General features: G+C 71.4%; 14 protein-coding genes. All 14 read left to right on the top strand.

Annotation, left to right across the window (positions count from 1 at the left end):
- The first annotated feature begins 219 nt into the window (after nt 1–219).
- The gene (locus WQO_RS21055; RefSeq protein WP_193407293.1) at nt 220–636 is read left to right on the top strand and encodes an NADH-quinone oxidoreductase subunit A; all 417 of its coding nucleotides are present in this window, start codon (nt 220–222) and stop codon (nt 634–636) included.
- Nucleotides 627–1,319, top strand: coding sequence for an NADH-quinone oxidoreductase subunit B (locus tag WQO_RS21060; protein ID WP_010056648.1), 693 nt, complete (start codon nt 627–629; stop codon nt 1,317–1,319). Before WQO_RS21055 ends, WQO_RS21060 begins: the two co-directional genes overlap by 10 nt.
- The gene (locus tag WQO_RS21065; protein WP_058954058.1) at nt 1,316–2,929 is read left to right on the top strand and encodes an NADH-quinone oxidoreductase subunit C; all 1,614 of its coding nucleotides are present in this window, start codon (nt 1,316–1,318) and stop codon (nt 2,927–2,929) included. The genes WQO_RS21060 and WQO_RS21065 overlap by 4 nt, the downstream gene beginning before the upstream one ends.
- A complete protein-coding gene (locus WQO_RS21070) occupies nt 2,926–3,894 on the top strand; it encodes a complex I subunit 1/NuoH family protein (RefSeq protein ID WP_010056653.1) in 969 nt (322 codons plus the stop codon). Before WQO_RS21065 ends, WQO_RS21070 begins: the two co-directional genes overlap by 4 nt.
- Entirely contained in the window at nt 3,894–4,484 is a 591-nt protein-coding gene (locus WQO_RS21075; RefSeq protein WP_010056655.1) for a NuoI/complex I 23 kDa subunit family protein, read from the top strand. Before WQO_RS21070 ends, WQO_RS21075 begins: the two co-directional genes overlap by 1 nt.
- Nucleotides 4,484–5,155, top strand: coding sequence for an NADH-quinone oxidoreductase subunit J family protein (locus WQO_RS21080; protein ID WP_010056656.1), 672 nt, complete (start codon nt 4,484–4,486; stop codon nt 5,153–5,155). The genes WQO_RS21075 and WQO_RS21080 overlap by 1 nt, the downstream gene beginning before the upstream one ends.
- Complete coding sequence (gene nuoK, locus WQO_RS21085) at nt 5,155–5,520, top strand: NADH-quinone oxidoreductase subunit NuoK (RefSeq protein WP_010056657.1); 366 nt, start codon at nt 5,155–5,157, stop codon at nt 5,518–5,520. Before WQO_RS21080 ends, nuoK begins: the two co-directional genes overlap by 1 nt.
- Complete coding sequence (locus WQO_RS21090; protein ID WP_010056658.1) at nt 5,517–7,517, top strand: NADH-quinone oxidoreductase subunit 5 family protein; 2,001 nt, start codon at nt 5,517–5,519, stop codon at nt 7,515–7,517. The genes nuoK and WQO_RS21090 overlap by 4 nt, the downstream gene beginning before the upstream one ends.
- Nucleotides 7,514–9,202, top strand: a complete 1,689-nt coding sequence (locus tag WQO_RS21095; protein WP_010056659.1) for an NADH-quinone oxidoreductase subunit M — start codon at nt 7,514–7,516, stop codon at nt 9,200–9,202. Before WQO_RS21090 ends, WQO_RS21095 begins: the two co-directional genes overlap by 4 nt.
- Complete coding sequence (locus tag WQO_RS21100; protein ID WP_010056660.1) at nt 9,199–10,830, top strand: NADH-quinone oxidoreductase subunit N; 1,632 nt, start codon at nt 9,199–9,201, stop codon at nt 10,828–10,830. Before WQO_RS21095 ends, WQO_RS21100 begins: the two co-directional genes overlap by 4 nt.
- Nucleotides 10,831–10,946: 116 nt before the next feature.
- On the top strand, nt 10,947–11,405 hold the full coding sequence (gene mscL / locus WQO_RS21105) for a large conductance mechanosensitive channel protein MscL (RefSeq protein WP_010056662.1): 459 nt from the start codon (nt 10,947–10,949) through the stop codon (nt 11,403–11,405).
- A 297-nt stretch (nt 11,406–11,702) separates the two neighbouring features.
- Nucleotides 11,703–12,566, top strand: coding sequence for a zinc metalloprotease HtpX (gene htpX / locus WQO_RS21110; protein WP_003967017.1), 864 nt, complete (start codon nt 11,703–11,705; stop codon nt 12,564–12,566).
- Nucleotides 12,563–12,955, top strand: a complete 393-nt coding sequence (locus WQO_RS21115) for a YccF domain-containing protein (RefSeq protein WP_010056664.1) — start codon at nt 12,563–12,565, stop codon at nt 12,953–12,955. The genes htpX and WQO_RS21115 overlap by 4 nt, the downstream gene beginning before the upstream one ends.
- Nucleotides 12,956–13,043: 88 nt before the next feature.
- Entirely contained in the window at nt 13,044–13,316 is a 273-nt protein-coding gene (locus tag WQO_RS21120) for a GlsB/YeaQ/YmgE family stress response membrane protein (protein WP_006126852.1), read from the top strand.
- Nucleotides 13,317–13,336: the final 20 nt, after the last annotated feature.

Consider the following 13,336-nt stretch of genomic DNA (forward strand, 5'->3'; position numbering starts at 1 on the left):
CGCGCACACCATGGGGCTCGTGGGTGGGGGTGAAGTAGGGATAACCCCACCCGATGTCCGACGCGGCTGCTTACGCTCCGTTTAGCAGGCCCTAGACTCCCGTGCGTACAGAACCCGTGGGTACACAACGGGCACGCGGGACAGAAGCGGACGACGAGGGAGCGAGGGGCGGACGTGGCCGACGTTACGGACGTGACCGGCGTGGCGGACGCGGCGGGCATGACCGGGGTGTCCGGCGTTCCGGTGGACGGAGCCACCGCACTCGCCTCCGAGTACTTCCAGAGCTATTCGGTCATCGGTCTGCTCGCCCTGGTCGGCGTCCTGTTCGTCGCCGTCGCTTTCGGGGCCGGGCGACTGCTGCGCCCGATCGTGCCCACCCCGGAGAAGCTGCTCACCTATGAATGCGGCGTCGACCCGGTCGGCGAGGGCTGGGCGCACACCCAGGTGCGCTACTACGTCTACGCGTTCCTGTACGTGATCTTCGCGGTCGACTCCATCTTCCTGTTCCCATGGGCCACGGTGTTCGCGGCGCCGGGATACGGCGCGACGACCCTGGTCGAAATGCTCATCTTCCTCGGCTTCCTGGCCGTGGGACTGCTCTACGCATGGAAGAAGGGCGTCCTCGCATGGGCCTGACGAGCCGGCCGAACCCCGCGTCGCAGCAGCCCGCTTCCCCGCCACCGGCCCCCGCCGACCCGGTCCTCCTTCCCGAGCCCAAGCGCCTCGGTGTGCTCTCCCGGCTCGCCCCGGAGCCGATGAAGGTCGTCCTCAACTGGGGCCGCCGCTACAGCCTCTGGGTCTTCAACTTCGGACTCGCCTGCTGCGCCATCGAGTTCATCGCCGCGTCCATGGCCCGCCACGACTTCATCCGGCTCGGCGTGATCCCGTTCGCCCCCGGCCCCCGTCAGGCCGACCTCATGATCGTGTCCGGCACGGTGACGGACAAGATGGCCCCGGCCGTGAAGCGGCTGTACGAGCAGATGCCCGAACCGAAGTACGTCATCTCCTTCGGCGCCTGCTCCAACTGCGGCGGCCCCTACTGGGACTCGTACTCCGTGACCAAGGGCGTCGACCAGATCATCCCCGTCGATGTGTACGTACCCGGCTGCCCGCCCAGGCCCGAGGCGCTGCTCCAGGGCATCCTCAAGCTCCAGGAGAAGATCGCGCGCGAATCCCTCGCCGAGCGGTACGCGTCCGTGGGCGCGGGCGGCGGCCCCTCCACCGAGGCTCTGCGCAGCGGCCTCGTCACCCCGCCGTCAGCGGCTCCGTCGGCGGCTCCGTCGGTGGCTTCGGAACCGGACGAGGAGGGTCGGCGATGAGCGGTCGCGACCAGCAGGCGGAGTCCGCTGCCGGGGCCGGGGCCTACGACCGGCTGCCGGACGCGGTCACCGACGTGTTCGGCGAAGGAGCCACGGCGGAGTCGGCGTACGACCTGCTGACCGTCGACGTCCCCGCCGCCGACTGGCTCACCGCGCTGCGGACCGCCCGCGACGAACTCGGGTGCACCTACTTCGACTGGCTCAGCGCCGTGGACGAACCGGGCGTCGGCTTCCGCGTCTGTGCCCATGTCGCGGCCCTCGGCACGGGAACGGTGCGGCGGCTGATGGTCCGCACGACCGTGCCGCACGACGCGGCGGTGCTGCCCAGCGCCATCGACGTGTACGCGGGCGCGGCCTGGCACGAGCGCGAGACGCACGAGATGTTCGGCGTCGCGTTCGACGGCCACCCCCATCTCGTACCGCTCCTCCTGCCGGAAGGCTTCGAAGGCCATCCGCTGCGCAAGGACTTCGTCCTGGCCGCGCGTGTCGCCAAGGCCTGGCCCGGGGCGAAGGAGCCGGGGGAGCCGGCGGAGGGCCACACCGGCCCCAAGCGACGCGCGATGCTCCCGCCCGGGGTCCCCGACCCGAACGAATGGGGCCCCCTGAAGGGCCAACTCCCCCCAGCCGCGGCGCGTCCGGCCCGCGCGGCCCGCCCCGCCGCCGACCGCCCGCCCCGCCGCACCCGCACGGCGGGCGAGGGCTCGGCGGCACAACGCGCCACACCGCGTGGTCCGGAGGCTACGACGCCGCCCGGCCCGGACGCCGTCACGACCCCCGGCACGGCTGCCCCGGAGGCGACCGGCCCGGAGTCCCCCACGGCGGCCGGTGAGCAGGCTGTTGCCACCCCCGCGACACGGGAGACCGCCGCGGCACCGGAGACTGCTGCCGCACCCGAGACGCCCGCGGCGACCCGCCCGCGCCGTTCCCGCTCGGCTTCGGAGGGCTCTGCGAGCCAGCAGCCGCCCGCCGATGGTCCTGCGGAGACCCCACCCGCCCCGGCCCGCCGTTCCCGGTCGGCGTCCGACGGCTCGGCGAGCCAGCGCCCGGAGCCGGGCGAGCCGGGGGCCACCCCTGCCCGGCCCGCCCGCCGTTCCCGGTCGGCGTCCGACGGCTCGGCCAGTCAGCGTCCCGAGGCGGGCGAGTCGCCCGCGCCGCCGACGGCCGGCCCACGTCGTTCCCGCTCCGCGTCCGGCGGCTCGGCCAGCCAGCGTTCGTCGTCGGACGCGCCCGAGGGCCCGCCGTCGCGCCCGCCCCGGGTGCGCAGCACCGATGCCCCGTGGCACGACGCGCAGCCGGCCTTCGACGAACCGGAGGGCCCGGAGGGCGAGTCTCCGGACGCCCCTTCACAGCCCCTCCGGCGCTTGAGGAGCGGGGGCACGGGGGCGGAGCCCCCGGTTCGGGAAGGGGCGGGTAGGGGAGAAGCCCCGCGCAGCGGCCCCACCCCCACACCCAGCGACACCCCGGAACCCAGCGACACCCCGGACCCGAGCGGCGCCTTGGACCCCAGCGACGCCCCGGACCCCGGCGACAAGCCCACCACCGACCAGCAACAACCCCCCGTCCCAGACAGCCCAGCCACAGACCACCCCGCCGGAGGCGATCCCGAGTGAACGACGTTCTCGACGTCGCCCTCCGTCTGGCCGTCGTCTTCGTCGTGTTCCTGGTCGCCCCCCTCCTCGTGGGCCAGACGGAACACAAGGTGATGGCCCACATGCAGGGCCGCCTGGGCCCCATGTACGCAGGCGGCTTCCACGGCTGGGCCCAGCTCGTCGCGGACGGCGTGAAGTTCGCGCAGAAGGAGGACGTGGTCCCGGCCGCCGCCGACCGCCGCGTCTTCCAGCTCGCCCCCGCCGTCGCCCTCCTCCCGTACCTCCTCGTCCTCGCCGTCATCCCCCTCGGCCCCGGCGACTGCGCGGTCGGCCAGGTCGTCGACGCGGGCATCTTCTTCGTGCTCGCCGTCATGGGCATCGGCGTCCTCGGCTCGCTCATGGCGGGCTGGGCGTCCGCCAACAAGTTCTCCCTGCTCGGCGGCCTCCGTACCGCCGCGCAACTCCTCTCCTACGAGCTGCCGATGCTCCTGACCGCCGCCTCCGTGGCCATGGCGGCCGGGACGGTCTCGCTCACCGGCATCCTCGACGCCTTCGAGTGGTGGTGGCTGCCCTGGCAGATCGTCGGGGCCCTGGTCTTCTTCGTGGCCGGACTCGCCGAACTCCAGCGCCCGCCGTTCGACATGCCGGTGGCCGACTCCGAGATCATCTTCGGCGCGTACACCGAGTACACCGGTCTGCGCTTCGCCCTGTTCCTCCTCGCGGAGTACGCGGGCATCGTCATCCTGTGCGCCCTGACCACCGTCCTCTTCCTCGGCGGCTGGCACGGTCCGTTCGGCGCCGACGGACTCGGCTGGCTCTGGACCCTCCTCAAGACCGCCCTCCTCGCGTTCGTCGTCATCTGGCTGCGCGTCAGCTACCCGCGCCTGCGTGAGGACCAGTTGCAGAAGCTCGCCTGGACCACCCTCGTCCCGCTCGCCCTCGCGCAGATCGCGCTCACCGGCATCGTGAAGGTGGCGATCAACTGATGCCCCCGATCCCCGGATCCGGCCTGGCCAAAGGCCTTGCCGTCACCCTGCGCACGATGACGAAGAAGACCGTCACCGCGCAGTACCCGGACACCCAGCCCGAACTCCCGCCCCGCTCCCGGGGGGTCATCGGGCTGTTCGAGGAGAACTGCACGGTCTGCATGCTCTGCGCCCGTGAGTGCCCGGACTGGTGCATCTACATCGACTCCCACAAGGAGACGTCGCCGCCCGCCGCCCCCGGCGGCCGTGAGCGCAGCCGGAACGTCCTCGACCGCTTCGCCATCGACTTCTCCCTCTGCATGTACTGCGGTATCTGCATCGAGGTCTGCCCCTTCGACGCGCTGTTCTGGTCACCCGAGTTCGAGTACGCGGAGACGGACATCCACGAACTCACCCACGAGCGGGACAAGCTCCGTGAGTGGATGTGGACCGTGCCGGAGCCGCCCGCCCTCGACCCCGGCGCCGAGGAGCCGAAGGAGATCGCCGCCGCCCGCAAGGCCGCCGACAAGCTCGCCGCCCAACGCGCACAGGAACAGCAGGAGCAGCAAGAGCCCCGGCGACAGCAGGACGAGAAGGGAGGAACCCCGTGATGCTGCCCACCTCACCCCCGCTGCTCACCGCTGCCGCAGGCGACCACCCCGGCTTCCTCTCCCCGTCCGGCGTCGAGATCGCGTTCCTCCTCGTCGGCCTCGTCACCCTCGGCGCCGCCGTCATCACCGTCACCACCAGGCAACTGGTGCACGCCGCGCTCTGGCTCGTCGTCGCGCTCGGCGGACTCGCCGTCGAGTACCTCCTGCTCACCGCGGAGTTCATCGCCTGGGTGCAGGTGCTGATCTACGTCGGTTCCATCGTCGTCCTCCTCCTCTTCGGCCTGATGCTCACCCGGGCCCCCATCGGCCGCTCCCCGGACGCCGACTCGGGCAACCGGTGGGTGGCCCTCGGTGTGGCCCTCGCCTCGGCCGCCGCGCTCGTCTGGGTCGTCGTGGACGCTTTCCGTACGACCTGGATCGACCTCGACGGGCCGGCCCAGGGCTCCACCGCCGTCACCGGAGCCTTCCTCTTCCGGAACTGGGTCCTGCCCTTCGAGGCGCTCTCCGTCCTCCTCCTCGCCGCTCTCGTCGGCGCGATCGTCCTGTCCCGCAAACGCGACACAGACACGAGCACGGGCACGAGCACGGGCACGAGCACGGACACGGACACCACGGGCCGACCCGGCCCGACCGGCACACCCGGCACACCCGGCAAGGAGGAGCAGCGGTGATGCACCTCGCCTATCCCGCCGTCCTCGCCGCCCTCCTCTTCTGCGTCGGCCTCTACGGCGTCCTCGCCCGCCGCAACGCGATCCTGGTCCTGATGTCCGTCGAGCTGATGCTCAACGCCGTCAACCTCAACCTCGTCGCCTTCGACGTCTGGCTCCGCGACACCCTCCACTCCGGCCAGGCCCTCACGCTCTTCACCATCGCCATCGCCGCCGCCGAGATCGGCATCGGCCTCGCGATCGTCCTGGCCGTCCACCGCAACCGGGGCACCTCCGACATCGACCGGCTCCGCGACACCGCCGAGACGGACGAGGCCGAAGTGAACGAGTCCCCGGGGAAGACCAAGAAGGCGGAGGCCACCACGTGACCACCACGACCCTCGCCGCCCTCGTCCCCCTCCTCCCGTTCCTCGGCGCCCTCGGCGGGCTCGCCGTCGGCCGCGCCGCCCCCGGCTTCGTCCGCCCGCTGGCGATCCTCCCGACCCTCACCGCGGCCGTCCTCGCCGTGCTGGTCGCCGTCCGTCAGGGCGGCGGCCGGGCGATCGACTCCGCGACCCAGCTGACGCCCACCGGCTCGGTCCCGATCGACCTGGCGCTGCACCTCGACGGCTTCGCCGTGCTGGTCGCCGTCCTCGTCACCGTCGTCGCCACCTGTGTCCAGCTCTACTCCACGGCCTACCTCCGCGACGACGCCCGCTATCCCTCCTACGCGGCCCTCGTCTCCCTCTTCACCTCCGCGATGCTCCTGGTCGTCTACTCCGGCGACCTGATGGTGCTCCTGGTCGGCTGGGAGATCATGGGCATCTGCTCGTACTTCCTCGTCGGCCACTACTGGGAGACGCCCGAGGCCCGGGCCGCCTCCCTCAAGGCCTTCCTGGTCACCAAGCTCGGCGATGTCCCCTTCCTGATCGGCCTGTTCGCGCTCGCCGCCGACACCGGCAGCTTCCGGATCACGAAGATCCTCACCGCCGTCGCCAACGGCGGTCTTGAACACCCCACGCTCATCGCCCTGCTGCTCCTCGCGGGCGTCGCGGGCAAGTCGGCGCAGTTCCCCCTGCACACCTGGCTGCCCGACGCGATGGCCGGCCCCACCCCCGTCTCCGCGCTCATCCACGCCGCGACGATGGTCGCCGCCGGCATCTACTTCGTGGCCCGCCTGCTGCCCGTCTTCGCGGCCTCCGGCGCGGCGCTCGTCGTCCTCGCCGTGATGGCCGCCGTCACGATGGTCGGGTCCGGGCTCGCCGCCCTCGCCCAGGACGACATCAAACGCGTCCTCGCCTACTCGACGATCGGTCAGCTCGGCTACATGTCGGGCGCCCTCGCCGTCGGCGACCGGGGCGCGGCCGTCTTCCACCTCATCTCGCACGGTGCGTTCAAAGCCGTCCTCTTCCTCGCCGCGGGCGTCGTCATCCACGCCGCGGGCACCAACTCGCTCGCCGCCATGTCCCGGATGAGCGGCCTCGCCCGCCGCATCCCGGACGCCTACTGGACGATGACCGTCGCGCTCCTCGCGCTGGCCGCCATCCCGCCGTTCGCCGGCTTCTTCTCCAAGGAAGCCGTACTCGTCGCCGCCGAGCACACCGCGCTGGGGGACCGGACCGTCGCCCCGGCCGCCGCAGGCTGGACGATCCTGATCGCCGGGCTCCTCGCCGCCGTCCTGACCGCCTCCTACGCCGTACGCCTCTGGCTCCTCGCCTTCCGCGGCCGCGGGGCCGAAGTCCCCGACCACGGCAAGCAGCCCCTCGCCATGACCTCCGTCCTGTGGATGCTGGCCGTCCCCACCATCGGCTTCGGCCTCACCGCCGGCCTGCTGGGCGACTGGTTCGACGGGCACGCCCTCACGCCGTCCCTCACCACCGCCGTCCTCTCCACCGGCGTCACGCTCGTCGGCGGCCTCGTCACCTACGGCGCCTGGCGGCACACGACGGCCCTCGCCGCCCGCACCCCCATCGGAGCCGTGGCCGCCCACCCGGGCGCCGAACCCGCTCTCGTCGAAGCCGAGGCCATGACGTCCCACACCGCCGCCTACGGCACCATCGCGGACGCCCCCGACCCGGCCGACCCCGGCAGGCTCCTCCTGGGCCCGCTGCACCGCCACGCGGTCACCGGCTTCCACCTCGACGCCCTGTACACGGCGCTGTTCGTCCGGCCCGTCCGGGCAGCTGCCCGCCTCGTCCGCTTCCTGGACCGCGAGGTCGTCGACACCTACGTCAACACAACGGGCGCCGTCACCCGCCTCCTCGGCACCGCCGTCCGCAGGGCCCAGACCGGCAACGTGCAGACCTACGTCAGCGCCCTGCTCGCCGGGTCCCTCGCCCTGGCGATCGCCGCCGTCGTCTTCGCCAACGTCAACGCGGGGTCGTGACCGTGATCGATATCAGCCCGTCCGTGATGCAGTTCCTTCTGGCGTTCATCGTCGTCGCCCCGCTCCTCGGCGCCCTCGCGGCCCTGCTCCCCGCCCCGCCCGGGCTCAAGGGGAAGAACCCCGACCAGGCCGTGCTCCGCCACGGCGTGACCGTCACCGGCGCCGTCCTCGTCGCCGCGATCGTCCTGGCCGCGGGTTTCGACCACGACCACCCCGCCACGATGCAGGCGACCACCGACATCAGCTGGATCCCGGCGCTCGACGTCCGCATCCACCTCGGCATCGACGGCATCTCGCTCCCCCTCCTGGTCCTGACCGCGCTGCTGACCTTCCTCTGCGCGCTGTACAGCTACTTCAAGCTGCCCGCGGGCCCCTCACCGAAGGCGTTCGTCGCCCTCGTGCTCGTCCTGGAGTCCGGCACCCTCGCCACCTTCGCCGTCCTCGACCTGCTGCTCTTCTTCCTCGCCTTCGAGATGGTCCTCATCCCGATGTACTTCCTCATCGCTCGCTGGGGCGGCGACCAACGGCGGGCCGCCGCCTGGAAGTTCATCCTCTACACGCTGCTCGGCTCGGTCGTCATGCTGCTCGGCCTCCTCCTCATCGGGCTGAAGAGCGGCACTTTCGACATGGTGGCACTCGCCACTGACAACGGCCGTGGCCTCACCACATCCGTGCAGGTCATCGCCGTACTCGCGATCGGTCTCGGGCTCGCGGTGAAGACCCCGATGTGGCCCCTGCACAGCTGGCTGCCCGACGCCCACACCGCCGCCCCGACCGTCGGATCCGTCCTCCTCGCGGGCGTCCTGCTGAAGATGGGGACGTACGGATTCGTCCGGATCCTGCTCCCTGTCGCGCCGGACGGCATGCGCACCTTCGCGCCCTACCTCGCCGCGTTCGCCGTCGTCGGCATCGTCTACGGGTCCCTCGCCTGCCTGGCCCTGGCCCGTACCGGCGCCAAGGGCGACCTCAAGCGGCTCATCGCGTACTCGTCCGTCGGCCACATGGGCTTCGTCCTGCTCGGCATCGCCACCATGACCCCCACCGGAGTCAACGGCGCGCTCTTCGCCAACATCGCCCACGGCCTCATCACCGGCCTGCTGTTCTTCCTGGTCGGCGCGATCAAGGACCGCTACGGCACCGCCGACCTGGACACCCTCGCCGGAGCGGCCGGAGCCGCCCTCTACGGTCGGGCCCCCCGCCTCGGCGCGCTGCTCGCCTTCGCCGCCGTCGCCTCGCTCGGCCTGCCCGGACTCGCCGGATTCTGGGGCGAGATGCTCACCCTGTTCGGCGCCTACAGCCCGGCCGAAGGCCTCAGCCGCCCCGCGTTCCGCACCTTCATGGCCATCGGGGCGTTCGGCACCCTGCTCACCGCCGCGTACATGCTCATCGTCGTCCGCCGCGTCTGCACGGGCGAGCACGCGCCCCACTCCCGGCTGTCGCCCGACGACCGGTCCCCGCAGACCCCCGACGGCCCGGAGCCGTCCGGAGCCGCCGGTTCCCAGCCGTCCGGGAGCGCCGGCCCCCGTACGGCCACCCCCCCGCAGCTCGCCGACATCCACCCGTACGAAGCCGCCGCCTGGACCCCGCTCGCCGCGCTCACCGTCGTCGCCGGCCTCTGGCCCGCCGTCCTCCTCGGCCTCACCGACCCCGCCGTGCAGCAGCTTCTCGCAGGAGGCAAGTCGTGACCGCGGAACAGAGCACCACCGCCACAACCCTCCTCGCGCACGCTCCGGCCACGACGGCACCCGGCACCGGCGACGCCGCCGGAAGCCTCGTCGCGGCCGACGTCCCCAGCGTCGTCCAGTCCATCGACTGGCTCGCCATCGCGCCCCCCACCCTCACCGCGCTGGCCGCCCTGGCCGTCCTCGTCGCCGACCTGTTCCTGCCCGCCCACCGCAAGCGGCTCCTCGGGTACGCCACCCTCACCGCGCTCGCCGCCGCCCTGGCCTTCCTGATCCCCCTGCGCTCCGGTGACCGGTCCACCTTCTGCGTCACCACCGGCGCCCAGGCGTGCAGCTACACCGCCGACCACTTCACCGTCGTCATCCAGGCACTCGTCCTCGGCGGCGCGTTCCTCACCGTCCTGCTCTCGCTCGACGACACCCGCAAGCTGCCGGCGGGGGAGTACTGGTTCCTGCTCCTGGCCTCCGCCTCGGGAGCGGCCCTGCTGCCCGCCTCCCGTGACCTCGCCACGCTCGTCGTCGCCCTCGAAGTCGCCTCCCTGCCCGCGTTCGCCCTCGTCGGCATCAAGCGCGGTGACCGGCGCTCCTCCGAGGCCGCGCTGAAGTTCTTCCTCTCCTCCGTCGTCGCCACCGCCGTCATGCTGCTCGGCGTCAGCTTCGTCTACGCGGCCACCGGCACCCTGCACCTCACCGAGATCGCCGACCGTCTCGACGACGTCCCCCCGGTCCTCGACACCCTCGCCAAGACCGGGGTGGCCCTGACGCTCGTCGGCTTCGCCTTCAAGACGGCCGCCGCGCCCTTCCACTTCTGGGTCCCCGACACCTATGTCGGCGCGCCCCTCCCGATCGCCGCGTATCTCTCCGTGGTGGGGAAAGCCGTAGGGTTTTCCGGCCTCATTCTGGTGACCGTCATCGCGTTCCCCTCCTATGCGGACGTCTGGGGGCCCGCCCTCGCCGTTCTGGCCGCGCTCACCATGACCGTCGGCAACGTCGCCGCGCTCCGCCAGAACGCCACCCGCGCCCGCAGCGCCGTCCGCCTCCTCGCCTGGTCCTCCGTCGCCCAGGCCGGCTACCTCCTGGTCCCGATCGCCGCCGCCGCGTACTCCAGCGACGAACAGGTCGGCTCCACCGTGGCGTACGCCCTCATGTACGCGGTGGTGAACCTGGGCGCGTTCGCGGTCGCCGCCCTCGTCGCCCGTACGCACCCCGGCAACCGGCTCTCCGACTACCGGGGCCTGTACGCCACCCGGCCCCTCGCCGCCCTGGCCCTCGGGTTCTTCCTGCTCTGCCTGGCCGGACTGCCGCCCGGCATCATCGGGCTCTTCGCGAAGGTCACCGTCTTCTCGGCGGCGGTCGACGCGGGCCTCGGCTGGCTCGCCGTCGTCATGGCCGTCAACGTGGTGATCGCTCTCTACTACTACCTTCAGTGGACCGCGATCCTCTTCCGCGCGCCGGACGGGGCCCCGGAATCGGCCGGGCCGGACACCGGATCCCCGGCCTCCGCCCCGCCCCGCCGATTCCGCCCGCCCACCCCGCTCACCACGGCGATCGTCCTCACATCCGCCGCCGGAATCCTGCTCTCCGGGGTCCCGCAGGCCGTCCTGCGCTTCGCCGCCGTCAGCCTCTTCTGAGGGTTCCCGACCCCGCAAGACCGGTTTGCCCGAGGCCTCCGCCGCAGGGCATGGTTTTGGCTGTATACGTCACGTATTCGGCGTGGACACGTCGGGGAAAACGAGGAGAGAGAGCAGTGCTGAACGGGTTCAAGGACTTCATCCTGCGCGGGAACGTCATCTCGATGGCGATCGGTCTCGCCGTCGGTGCCGCCTTCACCGCGGTCGTCACCGGCTTCAGCAACGCCTTCATCACCCCCCTCATCGGTCTCGCCACCCGCGGCACCGGAGACTTCAGCAAGGCCCACTACACGGTCGACGGAGTCGACTTCCCCTACGGCCTCTTCGTCAGCGCCGCCATCGCCTTCATCATCACCGCCGCGGTCCTCTACTTCTGCGTCGTGGTGCCCATGGCCAAGGTCCAGAACCGCTTCGCGAAGGAAGAGGCCGTCGACATCAAGGCCGCCCTCCGCGACTGCCCGCGCTGCTTCAGCGAGATCCCCGCCGTCGCCTCCCGCTGCGGCCACTGCACCAGCGAGGTCGAGCCCGACTCCGAGGCCCTCTCCCTCGCCAAGCTCCCCGCACAGCAGCACTGACCGCTCAGCGGCCACCCACCGCACGGCAGCACTGACCCCGCACGGGGCAGTAGCGCCCCACCGAGTCACCCCGCACCACCAGGACGGCCCGCCCGCCACCCGTACGGCCCAGCGTCACTCCGTACGGGGCCGGTGGCCCGACCGGCGCGAACACGCGGCACAGCCCCCGCCCTCCGGCCGCACGCACAAGGGAACTAGCTCCTCTCGCCTGGCGTTGACCAGTACAGGAGGCTCCACTGGGGAGTGGAGCACCACCATGCAAAGGGTTCCCCTGCTGCACCACTTGGAGGGCGTACCGTGCACCGCCGGCACAACGGGCTCAAGACCGCCGTACTCCTCGGGGGACTGTCCGCACTCATCATCGTCATCGGCAGCTTCTTCGGACGTACGGGACTGATCGTCGCGCTCCTGGTCGCCGTCGGCACCAACGCGTACGCGTACTGGAACAGCGACAAACTGGCCCTGCGGGCCATGCGCGCCCGCCCCGTCAGCGAGTTCGAGGCACCGCAGCTCTACCGCATCGTGCGCGAGCTCTCCACGGCGGCCCGTCAGCCCATGCCGCGCCTCTACATCTCCCCGACCCAGGCGCCCAACGCCTTCGCCACCGGGCGCAACCCGCGCAACGCCGCCGTCTGCTGCACCGAGGGCATCCTTCAGATCCTCGACGAACGCGAGCTGCGCGGTGTCCTCGGCCATGAGCTCAGCCACGTCTACAACCGGGACATCCTCATCTCGTCCGTCGCCGGAGCCCTCGCCTCCGTCGTGATGTTCCTGGTCAACTTCGCCTGGCTCATCCCGGTGGGCCGCTCCAACGACGACGAGGGGCCCGGCCTCCTGGGCATGCTCCTGATCATGATCCTGGGACCGCTCGCCGCCTCCGTCATCCAGCTCGCCGTCAGCCGCTCCCGGGAGTACGAGGCCGACGCCTCCGGGGCCCAGCTCACCGGTGATCCGCTGGCGCTCGCCAGTGCCCTGCGCAAGCTCGACGCCGGGACGAAACAGCTTCCGCTGCCGCCCGAGCCCAGGATCGAGACCGCGAGCCACATGATGATCGCGAACCCCTTCCGCCCCGGTCAGGGGATGGCGAAAATGTTCTCGACGCACCCGCCGATGGCGGAGCGCATCGCCCGACTCGAACAGATGGCAGGTCATCGCCCGTGAAAACCATCCTGAACGTTATCTGGCTGATCCTCTGCGGATTCTGGATGTTCCTCGGCTACCTGCTCGCGGGCGTCCTGCTCTGCATCACCATCATCGGCATCCCCTTCGGCATGGCCGCCTTCCGGATCGGCGTCTATGCCCTCTGGCCGTTCGGCTACACCGTCATAGACCGCCGGGACGCGGGTTCACCCTCCTGCGTGGGCAACGTCCTCTGGCTGGTCCTCGCCGGCTGGTGGCTCGCCCTCGGCCACATCACCACCGGCATCGCGCTGTGCATCACGATCATCGGGATTCCCCTGGGCATCGCCAACTTCAAGCTGATCCCCGTCTCCCTGATGCCCTTCGGCAAGGAGATCGTCCCCACCGACCAGCCCTTCGCCACCCGCTGACCGGTCGAGTCCGGCGACCCCCGAGCAACCGAACACCTGCCCGTCGCGTCTGTGATTTCAAGACGAAGCAAGGGGTAGGGGCAGCGACATGGGCATCATCAGTTGGATCATTCTGGGCCTGCTCGCCGGACTCATAGCCAAGATCCTCCTCCCGGGACGCGACCCGGGCGGCATCATCGGCACCACCCTCATCGGTATCGCCGGGGCCTTCGTCGGCGGCTGGCTCTCCAGCCAGTTCCTCGACCGCCCCATCAGCAACGACTTCTACGACACCGCGACCTGGATCGCCGCCATCGCCGGCTCCCTGGTCCTGCTGATCGCCTACCGGCTGCTGTTCGGCCACTCCCGCGACCGCCGCTGACGCCGTCGCCGAGGCCGGGG

Origin of the sequence: Streptomyces globisporus C-1027 (assembly GCF_000261345.2) — a bacterium.
Classification (GTDB): domain Bacteria; phylum Actinomycetota; class Actinomycetes; order Streptomycetales; family Streptomycetaceae; genus Streptomyces; species Streptomyces pakalii.